Source organism: Serratia sp. PGPR-27 (genome assembly GCF_022678525.1).
In the GTDB taxonomy this organism is placed as follows: domain Bacteria; phylum Pseudomonadota; class Gammaproteobacteria; order Enterobacterales; family Enterobacteriaceae; genus Serratia; species Serratia nematodiphila.
This window is the reverse complement of record NZ_JALBYS010000002.1, coordinates 184,270-204,698: the sequence shown is the minus strand read 5'-3', so window position 1 is coordinate 204,698 and position 20,429 is coordinate 184,270. Positions and strand designations below refer to the sequence as shown.

Annotated in this window: 23 protein-coding genes and 1 other RNA gene; 17 read left to right on the top strand and 7 right to left on the bottom strand. The window is 61.2% G+C overall.

The window, feature by feature from the left end:
- The first annotated feature begins 108 nt into the window (after positions 1 to 108).
- The gene (gene sstT, locus MMS95_RS02310; RefSeq protein WP_004937146.1) at positions 109 to 1,344 is read left to right on the top strand and encodes a serine/threonine transporter SstT; all 1,236 of its coding nucleotides are present in this window, start codon (positions 109 to 111) and stop codon (positions 1,342 to 1,344) included.
- 53 nt (positions 1,345 to 1,397) lie between these two features.
- Here the strand turns inward: sstT and MMS95_RS02305 are convergent, their stop codons facing one another.
- Together MMS95_RS02305 and uxaC are read right to left on the bottom strand one after the other, a co-directional pair.
- On the bottom strand, positions 1,398 to 2,885 hold the full coding sequence (locus MMS95_RS02305; RefSeq protein ID WP_085058873.1) for an altronate dehydratase family protein: 1,488 nt from the start codon (positions 2,883 to 2,885) through the stop codon (positions 1,398 to 1,400).
- 20 nt (positions 2,886 to 2,905) lie between these two features.
- Positions 2,906 to 4,318 (bottom strand): glucuronate isomerase, encoded by a 1,413-nt coding sequence (gene uxaC / locus MMS95_RS02300; RefSeq protein ID WP_242141360.1) that lies wholly within the window; start codon positions 4,316 to 4,318, stop codon positions 2,906 to 2,908.
- A 295-nt stretch (positions 4,319 to 4,613) separates the two neighbouring features.
- Between uxaC and MMS95_RS02295 the strand changes: the two genes are divergently transcribed.
- The 11 genes from MMS95_RS02295 (at position 4,614) to MMS95_RS02245 (ending at position 12,148) form a co-directional block, all read left to right on the top strand.
- Positions 4,614 to 5,912 carry an MFS transporter gene (locus MMS95_RS02295; protein ID WP_015379157.1) on the top strand — a complete coding sequence of 433 codons (1,299 nt, stop codon included), beginning with the start codon at positions 4,614 to 4,616 and terminating at the stop codon, positions 5,910 to 5,912.
- Positions 5,913 to 6,031: 119 nt separating this feature from the next.
- Positions 6,032 to 6,808: a transcriptional regulator ExuR gene (exuR, locus tag MMS95_RS02290; protein ID WP_004937137.1), complete on the top strand. Its 777-nt coding sequence runs from the start codon at positions 6,032 to 6,034 to the stop codon at positions 6,806 to 6,808.
- A 186-nt stretch (positions 6,809 to 6,994) separates the two neighbouring features.
- Positions 6,995 to 7,441 (top strand): hypothetical protein, encoded by a 447-nt coding sequence (locus MMS95_RS02285; protein WP_004937135.1) that lies wholly within the window; start codon positions 6,995 to 6,997, stop codon positions 7,439 to 7,441.
- A gap of 136 nt (positions 7,442 to 7,577) precedes the next feature.
- The gene (locus MMS95_RS02280; protein WP_004937132.1) at positions 7,578 to 8,258 is read left to right on the top strand and encodes a DedA family protein; all 681 of its coding nucleotides are present in this window, start codon (positions 7,578 to 7,580) and stop codon (positions 8,256 to 8,258) included.
- Positions 8,255 to 8,629, top strand: a complete 375-nt coding sequence (mzrA, locus tag MMS95_RS02275; RefSeq protein WP_004937130.1) for an EnvZ/OmpR regulon moderator MzrA — start codon at positions 8,255 to 8,257, stop codon at positions 8,627 to 8,629. The genes MMS95_RS02280 and mzrA overlap by 4 nt, the downstream gene beginning before the upstream one ends.
- 242 nt (positions 8,630 to 8,871) lie before the next feature.
- A complete protein-coding gene (locus tag MMS95_RS02270; protein ID WP_015379159.1) occupies positions 8,872 to 9,243 on the top strand; it encodes a DUF1090 domain-containing protein in 372 nt (123 codons plus the stop codon).
- A gap of 164 nt (positions 9,244 to 9,407) precedes the next feature.
- Positions 9,408 to 9,713: a YqjD family protein gene (locus MMS95_RS02265; RefSeq protein WP_004937125.1), complete on the top strand. Its 306-nt coding sequence runs from the start codon at positions 9,408 to 9,410 to the stop codon at positions 9,711 to 9,713.
- A gap of 2 nt (positions 9,714 to 9,715) precedes the next feature.
- On the top strand, positions 9,716 to 10,117 hold the full coding sequence (locus MMS95_RS02260) for a phage holin family protein (RefSeq protein WP_242141359.1): 402 nt from the start codon (positions 9,716 to 9,718) through the stop codon (positions 10,115 to 10,117).
- Entirely contained in the window at positions 10,114 to 10,401 is a 288-nt protein-coding gene (locus MMS95_RS02255; protein WP_004937121.1) for a YqjK-like family protein, read from the top strand. The genes MMS95_RS02260 and MMS95_RS02255 overlap by 4 nt, the downstream gene beginning before the upstream one ends.
- 294 nt (positions 10,402 to 10,695) lie before the next feature.
- The gene (locus MMS95_RS02250; RefSeq protein ID WP_031300242.1) at positions 10,696 to 11,091 is read left to right on the top strand and encodes a DoxX family protein; all 396 of its coding nucleotides are present in this window, start codon (positions 10,696 to 10,698) and stop codon (positions 11,089 to 11,091) included.
- A 70-nt stretch (positions 11,092 to 11,161) separates the two neighbouring features.
- The gene (locus tag MMS95_RS02245; protein WP_004937116.1) at positions 11,162 to 12,148 is read left to right on the top strand and encodes a glutathione S-transferase family protein; all 987 of its coding nucleotides are present in this window, start codon (positions 11,162 to 11,164) and stop codon (positions 12,146 to 12,148) included.
- Positions 12,149 to 12,198: 50 nt separating this feature from the next.
- Here the strand turns inward: MMS95_RS02245 and MMS95_RS02240 are convergent, their stop codons facing one another.
- Complete coding sequence (locus MMS95_RS02240; RefSeq protein ID WP_004937113.1) at positions 12,199 to 13,095, bottom strand: LysR family transcriptional regulator; 897 nt, start codon at positions 13,093 to 13,095, stop codon at positions 12,199 to 12,201.
- Positions 13,096 to 13,202: 107 nt separating this feature from the next.
- On the opposite strand from MMS95_RS02240, the gene MMS95_RS02235 reads away from it, so the two are divergent.
- The gene (locus MMS95_RS02235; protein ID WP_004937111.1) at positions 13,203 to 13,904 is read left to right on the top strand and encodes a pirin family protein; all 702 of its coding nucleotides are present in this window, start codon (positions 13,203 to 13,205) and stop codon (positions 13,902 to 13,904) included.
- Positions 13,905 to 13,961: 57 nt separating this feature from the next.
- On the opposite strand, the gene rnpB is transcribed toward MMS95_RS02235, so the two are convergent.
- Positions 13,962 to 14,339: RNase P RNA component class A (gene rnpB / locus MMS95_RS02230), an RNA gene on the bottom strand.
- A 41-nt stretch (positions 14,340 to 14,380) separates the two neighbouring features.
- Positions 14,381 to 15,244, bottom strand: a complete 864-nt coding sequence (rsmI, locus tag MMS95_RS02225; protein WP_015379162.1) for a 16S rRNA (cytidine(1402)-2'-O)-methyltransferase — start codon at positions 15,242 to 15,244, stop codon at positions 14,381 to 14,383.
- A 62-nt stretch (positions 15,245 to 15,306) separates the two neighbouring features.
- Here rsmI and MMS95_RS02220 point away from each other — a divergent pair, with 62 nt between their 5' ends.
- The 4 genes from MMS95_RS02220 to dolP are packed head-to-tail and all read left to right on the top strand — an operon-like array spanning position 15,307 to position 18,923.
- A complete protein-coding gene (locus tag MMS95_RS02220) occupies positions 15,307 to 17,346 on the top strand; it encodes a penicillin-binding protein activator (RefSeq protein ID WP_015379163.1) in 2,040 nt (679 codons plus the stop codon).
- Positions 17,343 to 17,696: a YraN family protein gene (locus MMS95_RS02215; protein WP_015379164.1), complete on the top strand. Its 354-nt coding sequence runs from the start codon at positions 17,343 to 17,345 to the stop codon at positions 17,694 to 17,696. The genes MMS95_RS02220 and MMS95_RS02215 overlap by 4 nt, the downstream gene beginning before the upstream one ends.
- A gap of 51 nt (positions 17,697 to 17,747) precedes the next feature.
- Positions 17,748 to 18,338 carry a DnaA initiator-associating protein DiaA gene (gene diaA, locus MMS95_RS02210; RefSeq protein ID WP_004937103.1) on the top strand — a complete coding sequence of 197 codons (591 nt, stop codon included), beginning with the start codon at positions 17,748 to 17,750 and terminating at the stop codon, positions 18,336 to 18,338.
- 9 nt (positions 18,339 to 18,347) lie between these two features.
- Positions 18,348 to 18,923: a division/outer membrane stress-associated lipid-binding lipoprotein gene (dolP, locus tag MMS95_RS02205; RefSeq protein ID WP_004937101.1), complete on the top strand. Its 576-nt coding sequence runs from the start codon at positions 18,348 to 18,350 to the stop codon at positions 18,921 to 18,923.
- 39 nt (positions 18,924 to 18,962) lie between these two features.
- Here dolP and mtgA read toward each other — a convergent pair whose 3' ends face one another.
- Together mtgA and elbB are read right to left on the bottom strand one after the other, a co-directional pair.
- Positions 18,963 to 19,694: a monofunctional biosynthetic peptidoglycan transglycosylase gene (mtgA, locus tag MMS95_RS02200; RefSeq protein WP_015379165.1), complete on the bottom strand. Its 732-nt coding sequence runs from the start codon at positions 19,692 to 19,694 to the stop codon at positions 18,963 to 18,965.
- Entirely contained in the window at positions 19,691 to 20,344 is a 654-nt protein-coding gene (gene elbB, locus MMS95_RS02195) for an isoprenoid biosynthesis glyoxalase ElbB (RefSeq protein ID WP_015379166.1), read from the bottom strand. The genes mtgA and elbB overlap by 4 nt, the downstream gene beginning before the upstream one ends.
- Positions 20,345 to 20,429 lie beyond the last annotated feature (85 nt).

The following is a 20,429-nucleotide window of genomic DNA, read 5'->3' as shown; positions in this document are numbered from 1 at the left end:
TCGATTGCTGAATACTGATTCGGCAAACACACTTAGTTACAGAATCATATAAAGCTGCCCGGCGTCGTTCCCGCCGCGGCGGCCAGATAACATCAGGAAGAAAGCACTATGCAAAAACTACTACAAAAGATCACGCAGGGCAGCCTGGTCAAACAAATCATGGTCGGCCTGGTGGCCGGCATTCTGGTGGCGCTGGTTTCACCGGCGGCGGCAGCGGCGGTCGGCCTGCTCGGCACCCTGTTCGTCGGCGCGCTGAAAGCGGTGGCGCCGGTGCTGGTGCTGATTCTGGTCATGGCCTCGATCGCCAACCATAAACAGGGGCAGAAGACCAACATTCGCCCGATCCTGTTCCTCTACCTGCTGGGCACTTTTGCCGCCGCGCTGGTGGCGGTGGTCGTCAGCTTTATCTTCCCTTCCACGCTGGCGCTGACCACCGGCGCGACGGACATTACCCCGCCGGGCGGCATTGTGGAGGTGATGAAGGGCCTGTTGATGAGCGTGGTGGCCAACCCGTTCCATGCGCTGATTAACGCCAACTACATCGGCATTCTGGCCTGGGCCGTCGGTCTGGGGCTGGCGCTGCGCCACGCTTCCGAGACCACCAAGGGGCTGATCAACGACATGTCCCATGCGGTCACGCTGGTGGTGCGCGCGGTGATCCGCTGTGCGCCGCTCGGCATCTTCGGCCTGGTGGCCTCCACGCTGGCGGAAACCGGCTTCGGCGCGCTGTGGGGCTACGCCCAGCTGCTGATGGTGCTGCTTGGCTGCATGCTGCTGGTGGCGCTGGTGCTCAACCCGTTGATCGTTTACTGGAAGATCCGCCGCAACCCGTATCCGCTGGTGTTCGCCTGCCTGCGCGAGAGCGGCGTGACCGCCTTCTTCACCCGCAGCTCCGCCGCCAACATCCCGGTGAATATGGAACTGTGCAAGAAGCTGAACCTGAATGAGGACACCTACTCGGTTTCCATCCCGCTGGGCGCCACCATCAACATGGCCGGCGCGGCGATCACCATCACCGTGTTGACGCTGGCGGCGGTAAACACGCTGGGCATCGCGGTGGACGTCCCGACCGCCCTGCTGTTGAGCGTGGTGGCGGCCCTCTGCGCCTGCGGCGCCTCCGGCGTGGCCGGCGGTTCGCTGCTGCTGATCCCGCTGGCGTGCAACATGTTCGGCATTCCGAACGACGTGGCGATGCAGGTGGTGGCGGTCGGCTTTATCATCGGCGTCCTGCAGGATTCGGCGGAAACCGCCCTCAACTCCTCCACCGACGTGCTGTTCACCGCCGCGGCCTGCCAGGCGGAAGACCAGCGGCTGGCGAACGAAGATCCGCTGAAGGTGCGTTAATCGCGCGTTGCTTCATCAAAAAGGCGCTCCTTCGAGCGCCTTTTTTGTCAGCCTTACAGCGTCACCCCGCTTTTAAAGATCGCCAGCTCGCGGAAGTCGTTGGTTTCATTACGCGCCGGACGCCCGTTGGCGATCTCGACAATCAGATCGATGAAGCGGCTGAGCAACGTCTCCATCGCCACGCCGTGGATCAGGCTGCCGGCGTCAAAATCGATCCAGTGCGGTTTCTTCGCCGCCAGCTCGCTGTTGGTCGCCAGCTTCACCGTCGGCACAAAGCCGCCGTACGGCGTGCCGCGCCCGGTGCTGAACAGCACCATATGGCAGCCGGCGCCGGCCAGCGCACTGGTCGCCACGGCGTCGTTGCCCGGCGCGCTGAGCAGATTCAGCCCCGGCACGCGCAGCCGCTCGCCGTATTTCAGCACGTCAACCACCTGGCTTAACCCCGCCTTTTGGGTGCAGCCGAGCGATTTCTCCTCCAGCGTGGTGATGCCGCCGGCCTTGTTGCCCGGCGACGGGTTCTCATAAATCGGCTGCTGATGGGCGATGAAATAGCGTTTGAAATCGTTGATCATGTCGACGGTTTTGTCGAAGGTCTCCCCATCGCGGCAGCGGCTCATCAGAATGCGCTCGGCGCCGAACATCTCCGGCACTTCGGTCAGCACCGTGGTGCCGCCGTTGGCGATCGCATAATCGGAGAACCGCCCCAGCAGCGGGTTGGCGGTGATACCCGACAATCCGTCCGAACCGCCGCACTCCAGGCCAAACTTCAACTCGCTCAGGCGGCCCGGCTCGCGTCGATCGTGGCGCATCTCCCGGTACAGCTCGTGCAACAGCGCCAGCCCGGCTTCCACTTCGTCGTCCTGTTGTTGGCACACCATAAAGCGCAGCCGTCGCTCGTCCTCTATCCCCAACGTGGCGCGAAAGGCATCCACCTGATTGTTCTCGCAACCCAGCCCGATCACCAGCACCGCGCCGGCGTTGGGATGGCGCGCCAGGTTCTGCAGCATGATGCGGGTGTTGGCATGATCCTGCCCCAGCTGCGAGCAGCCGAACGGGTGACTGAACAGATGCACGCCGTCGATCCCCTCTGCCTGCGTTTGCTGCAAAAAGCGTTGCTGGATCTGGCGAGCGATACCGTTGACGCAGCCGACGGTCGGCACGATCCACAGCTCATTGCGGATCCCCACTTCGCCGCCGGCCCGTCGGTACAACTGCACCTCGCGATCCGCGGCCTGCGGCGGCAACGTCGGGAACTGCGGTTGGTAACGGTAGCTGTCCAGATCGCTCAGGTTGGTTTTGGCGTTTTGCGAATGAATATGCTCCCCCGGCCCGATGGCCGCGAGCGCATGGCCGATCGGCTGGCCATATTTGATGATGTCCTCGTCCTTGGCGATCGGGCCGAGCGCAAATTTGTGCCCGCGCGCCACCGGCTGCGCCAGTTGGATGACCGCGCCTTCCAGCTCAACGCACTCTCCGGCAGCCAGATCGCGCAGCGCCACCGCCACGTTATCCTGCTCGTGAATCTTTATCGTACTTTGCATAAACCGGTCCCGGATAACGGCTACGCCAGTTCAATGGCGAAATAGTCTTTGGCGTTGTCGAAGCAGATGTTTTTCACCATTTCGCCCAGCAGCGCGATATCCGCCGGCGCTTCGCCGTCCGCCACCCAACGACCGATCATCTGGCAAAGAATGCGGCGGAAGTATTCATGGCGCGTGTACGACAGGAAGCTACGACTGTCGGTCAGCATGCCGACGAAGCGGCTCAGCAGCCCGAGCTGCGCCAGCTGCGTCATTTGGCGCTGCATGCCGTCCTTCTGATCGTTGAACCACCAGCCGGAACCGAACTGCATCTTGCCCGGCGTGCCTTCCCCCTGGAAATTGCCGATCATGGTGCCGATCACTTCGTTATCGCGCGGGTTGAGGCAGTAGAGAATGGTTTTCGGCAGGCCGCCCTGCCGCGCCTGGGCATCCAGCAACCGCGACAGCGGCTCCGCCAGCGGCCGATCGTTGATCGAATCGAAACCAATATCCGGCCCGACGGCGGTCAGCATGCGGCTGTTGTTATTACGCAACGCGCCGATGTGATACTGCTGCACCCAGCCGCGGCGCCGGTACTCGCCGGCCAGGAACAGCAGCACCGCGCTTTTGAACTGGGCGCTCTGTTCCGGCGTCGGCAGCTCGCCGTTCAGGCGGCGCAGCAGGATCGCATCCAGCGCCGCTTCATCGGCCTCGCCGAACACCACCACGTCCAGCGCATGGTCGGCCACCTTGCAGCCGTGGGCGGCGAAGTGATCCATGCGCTTGTACAGGGCGTCGCACAGCGCGCTGAAGCGGCCGATGGCGGTATCCGCCGCCGCCTCCAGCTGCCGCAGATAGTCATTGAAGCCCGGTGCATCGACAGTGAAAGCCTTGTCCGGCCGCCAGCTCGGCAATACCTTGATATCGAAGCCACGATCGTCGGCGATCGCCCGATGATGGCGCAGATCGTCGATCGGATCGTCGGTGGTGCCCACCATTTTCACATTCATCTGCCGCATGATGCCGCGCGCGCGAAACTCATCCTGCGCCAGCAGCGCATTGCCGCGCTGCCAGATCTCATCCGCCGTGGCCGGCGACAGCAGCGTATCCGTGATGCCGAACGGCCGACGCAGCTCCAGATGCGTCCAGTGATAGAGCGGGTTGCCGATGGTATGCGGCACCGTGGCGGCCCAGGCGTCGAATTTCTCACGATCGCCCGCATCGCCGGTACACAACCGCTCCGCCACGCCGTTGGTGCGCATCGCCCGCCATTTATAGTGATCGCCTCGCAGCCAGATATCGTACAGGTTGCTGAAGCGGGTGTTCTCCGCGATCTGCTGTGGCGGCAAATGGCAGTGATAATCGAAAATCGGCTGTGGCGCCGCATAGTCGTGATACAAGCGCCGGGCAAATTCGTTGTCCAGCAGGAAATCTTCGCTCAAAAACGTCGCCATCTCGGGCTCCTTACTTGCCGTGCGGCACGGGGTTCGAATCACGAAAGTTATCACACCAATTTTCACAAGCGTCCAGCAAATTTTTCCCATGAGCTGCTGATTTAAGGTCCTTCAATCCCTTTTTCGCTCAATTTTACGGCAAATTTGCGGCGTAAACGCACTATTTCACCGGCGACAGTATCGCTCAGGCGAATAATTCCTTTTGTGATATCACTCAACTTTTAAACCTGTATGACAGGTTATTGTCTCGCCAGCCGCATCGACGGCCACACCTTAAAACGGGGAGACATTTCGGATGCGTAAAATTAAAGGGTTACGCTGGTACATGATTGGACTGGTGACCATCGGCACCGTGCTGGGCTACCTGACCCGCAACGCCATCGCCGTCGCGGCGCCGACGCTGGAAGATACGCTGCACATCACCACCCAACAGTATTCCTATATCGTCGCCGCCTATTCCGCCTGCTACACCGTGATGCAACCGGTGGCGGGCTATGTGCTGGACGTGCTGGGCACCAAGGTCGGTTACGCCATGTTCGCCATTCTGTGGGCGCTGTTCTGTATGGGCACCGCGCTGGCCAACAGTTGGGGCGGCCTGGCGCTGGCGCGCGGCGCGGTCGGCATGGCGGAAGCGGCGATGATCCCCGCCGGGCTGAAGGCCAGCAGCGAGTGGTTTCCGGCCAAAGAGCGTTCGATCGCCGTCGGTTATTTCAACGTGGGTTCATCGATCGGTGGCATGATCGCCCCACCGTTGGTGGTATGGGCCATCGTGGCGCACAGCTGGGAAATGGCGTTCATCATCACCGGCGTGCTGAGCCTGATCTGGGCCATTTGTTGGCTGCTGTTCTACAAACACCCGAAAGATCAGAAGAAATTGAGCCAGGAAGAGCGCCGTTACATCCTCGAAGGCCAGGAAGCCCAGCACCAGACCTCTAACGCCAAAAAGATGTCCGCCTGGCAGATCGTGCGCAACCGCCAGTTCTGGGGCATCGCGCTGCCGCGCTTTCTGGCGGAGCCGGCGTGGGGCACCTTCAACGCCTGGATCCCGCTGTTCATGTTCAAGGCCTACGGTTTTAACCTGAAAGAGATCGCCATGTTCGCCTGGATGCCGATGCTGTTCGCCGATCTCGGCTGCATCGTCGGCGGTTATCTGCCGCCGCTGTTCCAGAAGTATTTCAAGGTCAACCTGATCGTCTCACGCAAGCTGGTGGTGACGATGGGAGCGGTGTTGATGATCGGCCCCGGCATGATCGGCCTGTTCACCAGCCCTTACGCGGCTATCGCGCTGCTGTGCGTCGGCGGCTTCGCCCATCAGGCGCTGTCCGGCGCGCTGATCACCCTCTCTTCCGACGTGTTCGGCCGCAATGAGGTGGCGACTGCCAACGGCCTCACCGGCATGGCGGCCTGGACCGCCAGCACGCTGTTCGCCCTGGTGGTCGGCGCCCTGGCGGACACCCTCGGCTTCAGCCCGCTGTTCGCCGCGCTGTCGGTCTTCGACATTCTCGGCGCCATCGTCATCTGGACGGTGTTGCAAAACCGTCCGGCCGCCGAAACCCAGCCGGCCACGCTGCAACCGGCCCCGGCGCGCAGCTGATACCGCCGCCCGGCCGCCGCGCCGGGCCTCTTGCTCCTCTGGCAGCGGTGCCGAATAAGTGGTATAACAAATCCGATGGCCACGCGCCCCTTCCCACCGCACCGTATAGAGCATTCACTATGGAATTCACCGAAACCAGACGCCTGTATCAGCAACTGGCCGCCGAGCTTAAGCAACGCATCGAAAGCGGCCGCTACCCGGTAGGCGACAAGCTGCCGGCCGAGCGATACATCGCCGAAGAGATGAATGTCAGCCGTACCGTGGTGCGCGAAGCGATCATCATGCTGGAAGTGGAAGGCTATGTGGACGTGCGCAAGGGATCCGGGATCCATGTGGTGTCCAACCAGCAAAAGCACCTGGTGGTGCCGGGCGACAGCATCGAGTTCGCCACCGCCGGCCCGTTTGAGCTGCTGCAGGCGCGCCAGCTGATTGAAAGCAACATCGCCGAGTTCGCCGCCACCCAGGTGACCAAACAAGATATCGTGCAGTTGATGGAGATCCAGGAGCACGCCCGTAAAGAGGATCGCTTCCGCGACTCGCAGTGGGATCTGAAGTTCCACGTGCAGGTGGCGCTGGCCACCCAGAACACCGCCATGGCCACCATCGTGGAAAAAATGTGGGTGCAGCGGGTCAACAACCCTTACTGGAAAAAGCTGCACGAGCATATCGACGAACGCTCGATCGCCAGCTGGTGTGACGATCACGATCAGATCCTCAAGGCGCTGATGCGCAAAGACCCTTACGCCGCCAAACTGGCGATGTGGCAGCACCTGGAAAACACCAAACAGATGCTGTTCAACGCCACCAGCGATGACTTCGAATACAACGCCGATCGCTACCTGTTTGCCGAGAATCCGGTGGTGCATCTGGATGGCGTGAACCACGAGCCGAAATAGCCACGGCGGTCAAAAACCGTCGGCTTATGTCAGGTAATGTAAAATCCGCTGAATCGATGCCGGAACCGCCGTTTGCCGTGTACTATTTCACCGTCGGCAACGTAGATTTCCCTGTTGCCAATCGTGCTATTTTGGTAGAGTTAGCCCACTTTTTTACCCATTGCTGCGGGGGCGGGACGCGAATAAATGCGCTGGTTGTTTGCCATGCTGATTGCTGTTTTCTGCTGGACCGGTTCGGTCTCCGGCCAACAGCTATGCGTGGCGTCACCCAAGCCAACCCCCAGCGCGCTGAGCAGCCTGCCGCTGCTGGCGGAGCCGGCGCTTTCCCCCTATGATCATGTGTATCGGGCGCCGGCCGAAGCGCGCCGCAAAGCCCCCGGCAAGTTGCCGCTGCTGCTGCCCAGAGCGCACTCTTTCTCCGGTTCGCTGCTCGCATCCTCCCTGCCGGCGCCGGTCTATACCCTGGCCGCAGAGCCGGGTTACCGAATTCGCTTCCCCCGCCAGGACACCCCGGCTCCCAACCGGCTTGCCCAGGTCGACTGGATGCTGGACGCTTCCAGGCAACAGAGTCGCCAGGCCGGTTGGAAAGAAAGCAACATGCAGTACCGTGGCACGCTGACTTACCACCTATGACCGGTGTCGCACCGCTTAGAAACCTTAAAGCAACGCCGTTTCATCGTTATCAGCACTCAGGATCGCCGCGCGCTTTCAGCTCACGCCCGCTCCGCCGCTGAGATAAAAATAAACAATGACGTTTTAGGAACACCGGATGGACATCATTAAAGAACTGATACATGCCTTATGGCAGCAGGATTTTGAGACGCTGGCGAACCCCTCGTTGGTGTGGACCCTCTACATCCTGCTGTTCATGATCCTGTTTTTGGAGAACGGCCTGCTGCCGGCCGCTTTCCTGCCGGGTGACAGCCTGCTGATCCTGGTCGGTGTGCTGATCGCCAAAGGCACCATGGGCTTCCCATTGACCATCGTTATCCTGACCGTCGCCGCCAGCCTGGGGTGCTGGGTCAGTTATATACAAGGCCGGTGGCTCGGCAATACGCGAACGGTGCAAGGCTGGCTTTCGCATCTGCCGGCCCACTACCATCAGCGTGCACATAACCTGTTCCACCGTCACGGCCTTTCCGCCCTGCTGGTCGGCCGCTTCCTGGCCTTCGTGCGCACCCTGCTGCCGACCATCGCCGGCCTGTCCGGCCTGAGCAACGCACGCTTCCAGTTCTTCAACTGGATGAGCGGCCTGCTGTGGGTCTTGATCCTGACGACGCTGGGCTTCGCCCTGGGGAAAACGCCGGTGTTCCGCAAGTATGAAGATCAGCTGATGTTCTGCCTGATGATGCTGCCGCTGGTATTGCTGGTGGTCGGGCTGGTCGGCTCGCTGATCGTGTTGTGGCGCAAGAAGCGCGCCAACAGCCAGAATCCGGGGAAAGGGGCGTGACAGCAAAGCGCCCGCGCTGGCAATACGTCCTGATGATCGCGCTCGCCCTGCTGGCGTTGGCGACGCTGTTGGTGCCCTGCATGGTGCGCACCGAGAGCGAGCTGCGCATCCGCGCCAGCCAGCAAGGGCTGTCGCTGCCCGACGGTTTTTATGTCTACCAGCGCCTGGATGAACGCGGCATCCGCATCAAAAGCATTACGCCGGAAGGCGATGGCCTGGTCATCCGTCTGGATTCGCCGGAGCAGCAGTTGCTGGCGCGCGAAGCGTTGCAAACCATTCTGCCGCCCGGTTACCACATCGCATTGAGCGAGTCCCCCGTGCCGTCACATTGGGTGCGCGAATTTGCGCGCTCCCCGCTCAATCTGGGATAATCCCCTTCAAATGAAGGGGTTTCCTTTCATTGCCATAATCTTCATTTTCATTCGCATCGATTAGCTCAAGAATTAATCAGTCAGCACTGGGTCACGGCTGATTCTTTGGGGGCTCGCCGGTTTCATGACTATGCTGAAGGGTAACTTCAGCCGGCGATGAACGCCCTCCTCTCGCGCTGCCGCCTTCGGCAGCCAGGAAAGCGGATGCCTGTTCAGGCATCCCATGAACAAGGAACTGAAAGATGAAATTACGCCACTCCCTGTTACTGCTGTTGCCACTCTGCACGCTGCCGGCCCTCGCTTCGGCCGCAGAGGGCGGTTGCGCCGCCAAAGCGCAAAACATCCAACAGCAAATCGACTACGCCACCCAACACGGCAACACCCACCGCGTGGACGGGCTGAAAAAAGCGCTGAGCGAAGTGCAGACTCACTGCACCGAAGCCGGCCTGCAGGCCGAACGCCAGAAAAACATCGCAGAGAAACAGCGCAAGGTCGAAGAACGCCGGCAGGAGCTGAAAGAAACGCAGCAAACCGGCAAGCTGGACAAGGTCGCCAAGAAGCAGCAAAAGCTGGCGGAAGCGCAAGCTGAGTTGAAACGCGCCCAGGCGGAATAATTTTTTTACACCAGCGGATTTATCGATGAGAGCCCCATCACACGGGATTTCTTAAGCATATGGAATTGATGTCTGGTGTTATCTGCTGGCCATCACCCCTTTGCTCCGGCGAAAAAATCCGCTATGTTAAAAGTCTGTCGAAATAAACGTTAAGGAATAATCACATGGCACATGATTCAAATGCAGAAAACTTACGCGCTGAACTGAAGTCCTTAGCCGATACGCTGGAGGAAGTGCTGAACTCCTCCACCGACAAGCCGAAAGCCGAGCTGGAGAAGCTGCGTTCGAAGGCGGAAGGCGCGCTGAAAGAGACCCGCGCTCGCCTGAGCGACGCCGGTGACAAGCTGGCTTCGCAAACCAAACAGATCGCCGGCCAGGCCGACGACTATGTGCGCGACAACCCGTGGACCGGCATCGGTATCGGCGCGGCGGTCGGCGTGGTTCTGGGCGTGCTGCTCGCGCGTCGCTAATCATGGCTGAACAACCGCAAGTGCGCGCGCAGGGCCCCGCCAAAGGGGTCCTGGATATCGGTCAGCGCATCATCACGATCCTGGTCGGCATGGTGGAAACCCGTGTCCGGCTGGCGGTCGTCGAGCTGGAAGAGGAGAAAGCCAACCTCATTCAGCTGCTGATCATGGCCGGTATGACACTGCTGTTCACCGCCTTCGGTTTGATGAGCCTGCTGATCCTGATCTTCTGGGCCATCGATCCGGTCTATCGGCTGGTGGCGCTGGGCGCGACAACCGGCGTGCTGCTGTTCCTCGCCGTAGTCGGCACCATCTGGACGCTGGTCAAGGCCCGTCGCACCACGCTGCTGGGCGCCACGCGCAAGCAGTTGGAGCTCGACCGCGCCGAACTGGAGCGCGAGCTATGAGCCGCCGCCGCTACCTGGAATGGAAAAAAGAGAGGCTGATTCGCCAGATCCAGCAACAGCGTCTGGATCTGGCCGAACACAAGTCTTTGTGGCTGGAAAAAACCGAACGCATTGACCGCGGCTGGCAGACCGTTTTTGGCCTGCGCCGCTATCTGGTACTCGGTTCCAGCGTCATGGCGCTGTACGGCATCCGCCACCCCAGCAAGATGATCCGCTGGTCGCGTCGCGCTTTCGGTGCCTGGAGCGCTATCCGACTGTTTAAAAAGACCTTCTCCGCCAAGTAAGCCCCGCGTTTTTCCTTCAAACATCCTGTTGCTCTGCCCTCGTTTTCCCCTTAAAACAGCGCTGTTTATCCCGAGGGCTGGGCAACCTGCTGACAAGCGTCAGTTTATTAGCACGCTAAAGATTCAGATTTTTTGAAAAATTACGACAGTTTTACTTGCTAACAACCTGAGCACTTCCCGATTAACATTCACTCCATCAATACGATATGGGCCGAACAGGGTGAGAGACCCGATATACCGCCCGTTGATATGACTACCGCCGAACAGGCACACAAAAACACTTTGGAGTAGATGATGAAAAAATTAGAAGATACAGGTTTGCTGGTTGCTCGTATCCTGATGCCAATCCTGTTTATCGTGGCAGGCTACGGCAAAATGGGTGACGCTTATGCCGGAACCCAACAGTACATGCAATCGATGGGCGTGCCTGGCTTCTTGCTGCCGCTGACCATTCTGCTGGAGTTTGGCGGCGGTCTGGCGATCCTGTTCGGCTTCCTGACCCGCACCGTGGCGCTGTTCACTGCCGGTTTCACCATCCTGACCGCGCTGCTGTTCCACACTGACTTTGCGGAAGGCGTAAACCAGCTGATGTTCATGAAAAACCTGACCATCGCCGGCGGCTTCATCGTGTTGGCGATCGCAGGCCCGGGCGGCTTCAGCATCGACCGTCTTCTGAACAAGAAATGGTAATCTAAACTGTCATTCAGGGCCCGGCATGCCGGGCCCTGTCGTTTTTCACTCGGACACCAAGGAGATTCCCATGGGACAACTCGTCGATGGCGTTTGGCAAGACATCTGGTATGACACGAAATCTACCGGCGGCCGTTTCAAACGTTCAACCGCTCAGTTTCGCAATTGGGTGACCGCCGACGGTCAGCCCGGCGAACACGGCGCGGGCGGCTTCCAGGCCGAAGCGGGCCGTTATCACCTGTATGTTTCTCTCGCCTGCCCCTGGGCGCACCGCACGCTGCTGATGCGCAAATTGAAAGGGCTGGAGCAGATTATTCCGGTCTCGGTGGTGCACCCGCTGATGCTGGAAAACGGCTGGACCTTCGGCCAGGATTTTCCTGAAACCACCGGCGATCCGCTGTATCACGCCGACTTCCTGTACCAGATCTACCTGCGGGCCGATCCGCACTACAGCGGGCGCGTGACCGTGCCGGTGCTGTGGGATAAACAGCGGCAAACCATCGTCAGCAACGAATCCGCCGACATCATCCGCATGTTCAACAGCGCGTTTGACGGCGTCGGCGCTCGGGCTGGGGACTACTACCCGACCGATCTGCGCGGTAAGATCGATGAGCTGAACGGCTGGATTTACGATCAAGTGAACAACGGCGTGTACAAGGCCGGTTTCGCCACCAGCCAGGAAGCCTATGACGAAGCGGTCAACGGGGTATTCAACGCGCTGGAGCGCCTTGAGCAGATCCTGGGGCAACATCGCTACCTGACCGGCGATCGGCTGACCGAGGCCGACCTGCGTCTGTGGACCACGCTGGTGCGTTTCGATCCGGTGTACGTCACCCACTTCAAGTGCGACAAACACCGCATCAGCGACTATCTGAACCTGTACGGTTTCCTGCGCGACATCTACCAGATGCCGGGCATCGCCGAAACGGTCAGCCTGCCGCACATTCGCAACCACTACTACCGCAGCCACGCCACCATCAACCCGCACGGCATCATTTCCATCGGGCCGGCGCAGGATCTGGACGAGCCGCACGGCCGCGACCAGCGCTTCGGCTAAGGCAAAAAAATCCCCTTGCCACCCGGCAAGGGGATGTCATTCAACGAACGTTAACGCTGTGCGAACAGGCGAGGAATTTCGCGTAGGAACCAGGCTTTCGCCTCCCCCATGCTGTCGCGCCGCCAGGCCATGATGATATCGGCTTCGCGGCTGTATTCCGGCCCCACCACCCGCAGCCGCCCGGCTTCGATATCTTTCTCCACCATCGGGTACGGCATGGTCGCCACCCCCAACCCGGCCAGCAGCGCCAGACGCTTGTCTTCAATGGTGCTCACCGTCAGACGCTGTTGTTTATCCAGCAGCTGAACGGTCAACACCGGGCGCTCGCGGGCGGTATCCGCCACGGCGATGCCGCGGTACTTCACGCGGGTCACCTCGGACAACGGCTCCGGTTCCTGATGGATCGGGTGATCCGGCGCGGCGACATAAACGCTCATCACCTTGTACAGTTTGCGGGTGTTGATCTCCGAGGATGCGCGGAAATGCATATCCGGTGCGATCACGATGTCAGCGCGCCCCTGCTCCAACCGCTCCCAGGCGCCCGCCAACACTTCGGTGAAAATCGACACCTGGGTATTGGCCTTCAGCGCCAGCTTGTCGACCAGCGGGAACAGCAGGCTCGGCGGTGATAACGCTTCGCTGACGATGGTCAGGTGGGTTTCCCAACCGCGCGCCAGCGCTTCGGCGTCGGTGGTCAGCTTGTCTGCCGCTTCCAGCAGCACCCGCCCGCGCTCCAGCAACATGCGCCCGACGTTGGTGAACTTGGTGCGGTGGCCCGAACGGTCGAACAGCACCACGTCCAATTCTTCTTCCAATTTTTGCATGGTGTAGCTGAGCGCCGACGGCACCCGGCCCAATTCGTCGGCGGCCGCGGCGAAACTGCCACGCCGGTCGATCGCGTCCATCACTCTCAGCGCCTCAAGCGTGAGCGCCCGATCTCTGGCCATCACATCCCTCTGTCAGGAAATTTGAATATGCCGACCAGATTAACTGGCTAACAATCCGACGTCCAGATGCTTACCATTTGGATAATGAATTTAGAGAGCCGATTGCCATGATTACATGCAGAACAGCACAACAATGCGGGCAAGCTGACTTTGGTTGGCTGCAGGCTCGCTACACCTTTTCCTTTGGTCACTACTTCGATCCCAAACTGATGGGCTACGCGTCGCTGCGGGTGCTGAATCAGGAGGTGCTGGCACCGGGCGCGTCGTTCCAGCCGCGCACCTATCCCAGCGTGGATATCCTGAACCTGATCCTGCAGGGCGAGGCGGAATACCGCGACAGCGACGGCAACACCGCGCGCGCCAAAGCCGGCGAAGCGCTGCTGTTGGCCACCCAGCCGGGCCTGAGTTACAGCGAACAGAACGTCAGCAGCGATACGCCGCTGACCCGCCTGCAGCTGTGGCTGGACGCCTGCCCGGAACGCAACAACGAGCGGGTGCAGCGCCTGGCGCTGCCGGCGGCAGGCAACCTGCTGCTGGCCTCGCCGGACGGCGCGCAGGGCAGCCTGCAGCTGCGTCAGCAGGTTTGGATCCACCATCTCGATCTGCAGCCGGGCGAAGAACAAACGCTGACGATTAACGGGCCGCGCGCCTATTTGCAGTCGATTCACGGCACCATCGCCGCTACCGGCGAGCGCCACGAAGCGCAACGCCTGACCTGCGGCGACGGCGCCTTCGTGCGTGAGGAAAACCGCCTGACGATCCGCGCCGAAACGCCGCTGCGCGCGCTGCTGATTGACCTGCCGGTGTAAGCCGGCCGAAAAACGAAAAACCCCGCGCAACAGGCGTTGCGCGGGGTTTTCTTTTGTCGAGGGAGTTGACCGGTAAGCCGGGTTCTGTCGTGGACAGTCATTCCTCTAGGCCAGCAATCGCTCACTGGCTCAAGCAGCCTACCCGGGTTCAGTACGGGCCGTACCATGTGAACCCCTATTTGGCCTTGCTCCGGGTGGAGTTTACCGTGCCACGAACTGTTGCCAGCCGCGCGGTGCGCTCTTACCGCACCCTTTCACCCTTACCTGATCCCGCTTGCGCGAGCCATCGGCGGTTTGCTCTCTGTTGCACTAGTCGTAGGCTTGCGCCTCCCAGGCGTTACCTGGCACCCTGCCCTATGGAGCCCGGACTTTCCTCCCCTCCATCTGTCTCCCCGAAGAGGACGGCAATGAAGCGGCGACTGTCTGGTCAACTCCGGCGCGGATAGTAGCGTCGCGGCGGCGGCAGGTCAACCGCTTTACGGCTGTTGTTGCTCCAGCGCGTGCTTATACAGCGCATTTTTCTTCACGCCGTGGATTTCCGCCGCCAGCGCCGCCGCCTTTTTCAGCGGCAGCTCTTTTTGCAGCAGCGCCAGCGTGCGCAGCGCCTCGAGCGGCAGCGCATCCTCCTGCGCCTTGTGGCCTTCGACGATCAGCACCATCTCACCGCGGCGGCGCACTTCATCTTCCTGCACCCACGCCAGCAGCTCGCCCACCGGCGCGCCGTGGATGGATTCCCAGGTTTTGGTCAGCTCGCGCGCCAGCACCACATAGCGCTGCGGGCCCCAGACGGTGACCATGTCCTGCAGGCTTTCCAGCAGACGATGGGTGGATTCGTAGAAAATCAGCGTGCGCGGTTCCTCCGCCAGCGCCATCAGCGTATCCTTGCGCCCCTTGGTTTTCGCCGGCAGGAAACCTTCGTAGCAGAAACGGTCGGAAGCGACGCCCGCGGCGCACAGCGCGGTAGTGGCGGCGCAGGCGCCCGGCAGCGGCACCACGCGAATGCCGGCCTCGCGGCAGCGGCGCACCAGGTGATAACCGGGATCGTTGATCAGCGGCGTGCCGGCGTCGGAAACCAGCGCAATGCTTTGGCCTTCCTGCAGTTTCGCCAGCAGCTGCTCGGCCTTTTGCTGTTCGTTGTGGTCGTGCAGCGCGAACAGACGCGCGTTGATCGCGAAGTGTTGCAACAGCAATCCGGTATGGCGCGTATCTTCCGCCGCGATCAGATCAACGCTTTTCAGTACCTCTAACGCACGGTGGGTAATATCGCCCAGATTGCCGATGGGGGTGGGCACCACATACAGCGTTGATGCAGAAATGACTGATTGTTGGTGTTGATTCATTGTTTCATCCGGGTTGCCGATTTAATATTGAGCATCTTGAAAAAAACATCACTGGATACAGTATGCTTTCCTCAACATTCGTTCGTACCAAAGCAGGGCGTTCCAAGCCTGTCCGACTGACCGCAGTCATCGCCGCCGCCCTTTTCCTGGCAGGCTGTCCGAGTCGGGCCCCGCAAACGCCGCCCGCCAATATACAGGACGAAGCGAGCGCCAGCTCCGATTACTACCTGCAGCAGTTGCAGCAAAGCAGCGATGATAACAAGGCTGACTGGCAATTACTTGCTATTCGCGCCTTGCTGCGTGAAGGAAAACTGCCGCAGGCCGGCGACCAGTTGAACCAACTGCCGAAAAACCTTAGCGGCGCGCAGCAGACCGAACGCCAATTGCTGACCGCCGAACTGCAGATCGCCAACAAGAGCTACGTCAGCGCCCGCAGCACGCTGGGCCACCTGGACAGCGGCGCGCTGTCGCCGAATCAGAAGGTGCGCTATTACCAGGCGCAGATCGCCGCCAATCAGGGCAAAGCGTCGCTGCCGCTGATCCGCGCCTATATCGCTCAGGAGCCGCTGCTGACCGGCAAGGCGCACCAGGACAACCTGGATCAAACCTGGCAGGCGCTGCTGCAGCTGACGCCGCAGGAGATGAACAGCCTGGTGATCAACGCCGACGAGAACGTGCTGCAAGGCTGGCTGGATCTGCTGCGCGTTTATCAGGACAACAAGCAGGATCCCGATCTGCTGAAGGCCGGCATCAAAGACTGGCAGAACCGTTATCCGAAGAACCCGGCGGCCAAAACGCTGCCGGCTCGCCTGAATCAGGTGCTGAACTTCACCCAGGCCTCCACCTCGAAAATCGCCCTGCTGCTGCCGTTGAATGGCCAGGCGAAAGTGTTCGCCGACGCCATCCAGCAAGGCTTCGAAGCGGCGAAAAACGGCGGTTCCATGCCGGCGCCGCAGCCTCAAGCCGCGCAACCGGCCAGCACGCCGGCTCAAACGGCGCCTGCCGATCAGGCCGCTACGGGTGACATCAACGCCAACGGCGCGGTCAGCCCTTCGGCCCAAGAGAGCCAGCCTGCCGTCACCGCCGCGCAACCCGCTGCGCCGTCCAGCGCGCCGATAACGCCGCTGCAGGCCGCCAACGCGCAGGTCAAAGTGTACGACACCACCAGCCAGCCGCTGGCCGCCTTGCTGAGCCAGGCGCAGCAGGATGGCGCCACCCTTGTGGTCGGCCCACTGCTGAAAGAGAACGTCGATCAGTTGTCCGCCAGCACCACCACGCTGAACGTGCTGGCGCTTAACCAGCCGGAAACGCCGAAGGACAACCTGAACATCTGTTACTTCGCCCTGTCGCCGGAAGATGAAGCCCGCGACGCCGCCCGCCACATCTGGGAACAGCAGAAGCGTCAACCGCTGCTGCTGGTGCCGCGCGGCGCCTTCGGCGATCGCGTCGCCAGGGCCTTTAACCAGGAATGGCAGAAGCAAGGCGGGCAAACCGTGCTGCGACAGGACATCGGCTCCGCCGGCGAGCTGCGCCAAATGGTGAACAGCGGCGGCATCCGCATGACCGGTACGCCGATGTCGAGCGCCCCGGCGCCGCAGAGCGTCACCATCGCCGGGCTGACCATTCCTGCGCCGCCGAGCGACGTGCCCGCCGCCACCGGCGGCAGCGTCGACGCGGTGTACATCGTCGCCACGCAGTCTCAGCTGACGCTGATCAAACCGATGATCGACATGGCCACCAGCTCGCGCGGCAAGCCGGCGATGTACGCCAGCTCGCGCAGCTACCAGGCCGGCGCCGGCCCGGACTTCCGTCTGGAAATGGAAGGCCTGCAGTTCAGCGATATCCCGCTGCTTGCCGGCTCAAACCCTCAGCTGCTGCAGCAGGCCAGCGCGCGTTTCCGCAACGACTACTCGCTGGTGCGCCTGTATGCGATGGGGATGGATGCCTGGACATTGGCCAACCACTTTGCTGAAATGCGCCAGCTGCCGGGCTTCCAGGTTTCCGGCACCACCGGCACGCTGAGCGCGTCGCCGAACTGCGTGATCAACCGTAAGCTGCCTTGGTTGCAATACCGTCAGGGTACGGTCGTTCCAGTCTCTTGAACCCACGCGCCTCAGGGGCGGGCTATGAGTTACTGGCCCGCCGTCACCTGGAACACGCCGGGCTCACCTTCTGCGCCGCCAATGTCGCGGTGCGCGGCGGTGAGCTCGACCTCATCATGCGCGACGGCACCACCTGGGTGTTCGTCGAAGTGCGCTACCGCCGCAACGACGCCTTCGGCGGCGCGGCCGCCAGCGTCACCTTTCGCAAACAACAGCGGTTGCTGCACGCCGCCGCCGTCTGGCTGGCGGGGCGCGGAGCCAGTTTTGACACATCATCTTGCCGTTTTGATGTTTTGGCCATTACCGGTAGCCAGTTAGAATGGATACCCAACGCCTTCAATGCGGATTAATCGGGGTTTTGCGGCGCAGACCGGCCCTTTGACTTAGTGGATTAATACAACGTGCTGGATAGAATTAAAGTCTGTTTCACCGAAAGCATCCAAACCCAGATCGCGGCGGCGGAAGCACTGCCGGACGCCATTTCCCGCGCTGCGATGACGCTGGTTCAATCCTTACTCAACGGCAACAAAATCCTGTGCTGCGGCAACGGCACCTCGGCGGCCAACGCGCAGCACTTCGCCGCCAGCATGATCAACCGTTTTGAAACCGAGCGCCCCAGCCTGCCGGCCATCGCTCTCAACGCCGACAACGTGGTGCTGACGGCAATCAGCAACGATCGGCTGCACGACGAAGTGTACGCCAAGCAGGTGCGTGCGCTCGGGCACACCGGCGACGTGCTGCTGGCGATTTCCACCCGCGGCAACAGCCGTGATATTGTGAAGGCGGTCGAGGCGGCCGTGACGCGCGATATGACCATCGTCGCACTTACCGGCTACGACGGCGGCGAGCTGGCCGGGCTGCTCGGCCAGCAGGATGTCGAAATCCGCATCCCGTCGCACCGCAGCTCGCGCATTCAGGAAATGCATATGCTGACCGTAAACTGCCTGTGCGACCTGATAGACAATACGTTATTCCCCCACCAGGACGATTAAGGAACTGAGATGAAGCTAAAAGCCACATTTGCAGTGCTGTCCAGCGCCCTGCTGTTGCAAGGCTGTATCGCCGGCGTCGTCGTCGGCAGTGCGGCCGTCGCCACCAAAACCGCCACCGACCCGCGCAGCGTAGGGACCCAGGTGGATGACGGCACGCTGGAAGCCAGGGTCGAAAGCGCCCTGAGCAAAGACCAGCAGTTGAAGAAAGATGCCCGGGTGGTCGCCACCGCCTATCAGGGCAAAGTGCTGTTGACCGGCCAGTCGCCTAACGCCGATCTTACCGCGCGCGCCAAGCAGATCGCCATGGGCGTGGAAGGCACGACCGAAGTGTATAACGAAATCCGTCAGGGCACGCCGGTCAGCCTGAGCACCGCGTCCTCCGACACCTGGATCACCACCAAGGTGCGTTCGCAGCTGCTCACCAGCGATACGGTGAAATCGTCCAACGTGAAGGTCACCACCGAAAACGGCGAAGTGTTCTTGCTGGGCCTGGTCACGCAGCAGGAAGGGCAGTCGGCGGCGCAGATCGCCAGCCAGGTCAGCGGCGTGAAGCACGTCACGACCGCCTTTACCTACGTGAAATAATCCGCCTGGCGGGAGCGGCACCGTGCCGTTCCCGCCCGTTTAATCCAGCTTGTTCTCGCGTAAAAACGCTTCCCCGCCCAGTTGCCGCATCTGCCGCATGATCCACTGTTGACGCTGCACCACATAGCCGGACGGCGCATCGGCCCTAAAGCGATGCGGATTCGGCAATACCGCCGCCAGCAGCGCCGCTTCGGCCGCGCTCAGGCGCTTGGCCGGCTTATGGAAAAAGCGCTGTGAAGCCTCTTCCACGCCGAATACCCCATCGCCGAACTCGACGATGTTCAGATACACCGTCAGAATGCGCCGCTTGGTCCACACCAATTCGATGCCGGACGTCAGCCCGGCCTCCAATCCTTTGCGCAGCCAGCTGCGGCCATCCCACAAAAACAGGTTCTTGGCGGTTTGCTGCGACAGCGTGGACGCGCCACGGATGCGCGTCGGGCGCTTCTCATTGTGGCTGAGCGCCTTTTCAATGGCCGCCACGTCGAAGCCCCAATGGTCTGGAAACTTCTGATCTTCCGCCGCCATCACCGCCAGCGCCATTTGCGGCGAGATGTCGTCCATCGACACCCAGTCCGAATGGGCGACATAGCCGAAGTCGCCGCTCAGCCAGGCGCTGACCTGCCGTTCCACCATCACGGCGGAAAACGGCACCGGCAGGAAGGCGAAGAGCACAATGCCCAACGCCCACAGGCCGATAATCGCGATGACGCCGCGCTTCAGCCAATACCACGGGCGCAGCCGCCGCCATCCGACGAGCGATTTTCTCATTCAGCCAGTTCCAGCACCCGCGCCACCAGCTTATCGATGCCCAGGGCCGCCTGCGCGATAGACGGCGCCAGCATATAGGCCGGCGTGGTCACGATCTTATGTTCGCTGTCCACCACGATGTCGTCCACCGGGCAAATCACCGGTTCGCCGCCCATGGCGTCAATCACTTCCCCCAGATCCGGATCGTTGCCAATGGTCAGCCGCGCTTGTTGATCCAGCAGTTTCGGCAACAGCGCCGGCGCGATGCACATCAGGCCAATTGGTTTGTTGGCCTTATGCATCTCGCGCGTCAGGCGCGCCAAATCTTCATCGACCCAACATTCCGCGCCGGCTTCGGCGAAATTGCTGAGGTTCTTGGCGGCGCCAAAGCCGCCGGGCACGATCAGCGCATCCAGCTGCGCGGCCTCCGCCAGCGCCAGCGGCTGCACCGCACCGCGGGCAATGCGCGCCGATTCAATCAGAACATTGCGCGACTCCGCCATCTCCTCACCAGATAAGTGATTAATAACATGGCGTTGTGGTTTATCAGGCGCCAAGCACACCGCCTGGGCGCCGGCACGATCCAACGCCAGCAGCGTCAGCACCGCTTCATGGATCTCCGTACCGTCATAAACGCCGCTGCCGCTGAGGACTACACCCACCTTTTTCATCACTCTTACTCCTGTCGCTGCTGTCAACTGGTTCGTGCTCGGAGTTGACAAACACTAATCTACATCACACATTTTAATGAATCTT

What these genes read in the sequence shown, in the direction of transcription:
- MMS95_RS02255 (WP_004937121.1), top strand. Translation starts at nt 10,114, where the DNA reads ATGAGCCGCCGCCGCTACCTGGAATGGAAAAAAGAGAGGCTGATTCGC.
- MMS95_RS02220 (WP_015379163.1), top strand. Translation starts at nt 15,307, where the DNA reads ATGCTTTCCTCAACATTCGTTCGTACCAAAGCAGGGCGTTCCAAGCCT.
- mtgA (WP_015379165.1), bottom strand. Translation starts at nt 19,694, where the DNA reads ATGAGAAAATCGCTCGTCGGATGGCGGCGGCTGCGCCCGTGGTATTGG.
- elbB (WP_015379166.1), bottom strand. Translation starts at nt 20,344, where the DNA reads ATGAAAAAGGTGGGTGTAGTCCTCAGCGGCAGCGGCGTTTATGACGGT.
- MMS95_RS02305 (WP_085058873.1), bottom strand. Translation starts at nt 2,885, where the DNA reads ATGCAAAGTACGATAAAGATTCACGAGCAGGATAACGTGGCGGTGGCG.
- MMS95_RS02265 (WP_004937125.1), top strand. Translation starts at nt 9,408, where the DNA reads ATGGCACATGATTCAAATGCAGAAAACTTACGCGCTGAACTGAAGTCC.
- MMS95_RS02295 (WP_015379157.1), top strand. Translation starts at nt 4,614, where the DNA reads ATGCGTAAAATTAAAGGGTTACGCTGGTACATGATTGGACTGGTGACC.
- dolP (WP_004937101.1), top strand. Translation starts at nt 18,348, where the DNA reads ATGAAGCTAAAAGCCACATTTGCAGTGCTGTCCAGCGCCCTGCTGTTG.
- uxaC (WP_242141360.1), bottom strand. Translation starts at nt 4,318, where the DNA reads ATGGCGACGTTTTTGAGCGAAGATTTCCTGCTGGACAACGAATTTGCC.
- MMS95_RS02240 (WP_004937113.1), bottom strand. Translation starts at nt 13,095, where the DNA reads ATGGCCAGAGATCGGGCGCTCACGCTTGAGGCGCTGAGAGTGATGGAC.
- MMS95_RS02260 (WP_242141359.1), top strand. Translation starts at nt 9,716, where the DNA reads ATGGCTGAACAACCGCAAGTGCGCGCGCAGGGCCCCGCCAAAGGGGTC.
- exuR (WP_004937137.1), top strand. Translation starts at nt 6,032, where the DNA reads ATGGAATTCACCGAAACCAGACGCCTGTATCAGCAACTGGCCGCCGAG.
- MMS95_RS02250 (WP_031300242.1), top strand. Translation starts at nt 10,696, where the DNA reads ATGAAAAAATTAGAAGATACAGGTTTGCTGGTTGCTCGTATCCTGATG.
- MMS95_RS02270 (WP_015379159.1), top strand. Translation starts at nt 8,872, where the DNA reads ATGAAATTACGCCACTCCCTGTTACTGCTGTTGCCACTCTGCACGCTG.
- MMS95_RS02235 (WP_004937111.1), top strand. Translation starts at nt 13,203, where the DNA reads ATGATTACATGCAGAACAGCACAACAATGCGGGCAAGCTGACTTTGGT.
- MMS95_RS02245 (WP_004937116.1), top strand. Translation starts at nt 11,162, where the DNA reads ATGGGACAACTCGTCGATGGCGTTTGGCAAGACATCTGGTATGACACG.
- MMS95_RS02280 (WP_004937132.1), top strand. Translation starts at nt 7,578, where the DNA reads ATGGACATCATTAAAGAACTGATACATGCCTTATGGCAGCAGGATTTT.
- sstT (WP_004937146.1), top strand. Translation starts at nt 109, where the DNA reads ATGCAAAAACTACTACAAAAGATCACGCAGGGCAGCCTGGTCAAACAA.
- rsmI (WP_015379162.1), bottom strand. Translation starts at nt 15,244, where the DNA reads ATGAATCAACACCAACAATCAGTCATTTCTGCATCAACGCTGTATGTG.
- MMS95_RS02285 (WP_004937135.1), top strand. Translation starts at nt 6,995, where the DNA reads ATGCGCTGGTTGTTTGCCATGCTGATTGCTGTTTTCTGCTGGACCGGT.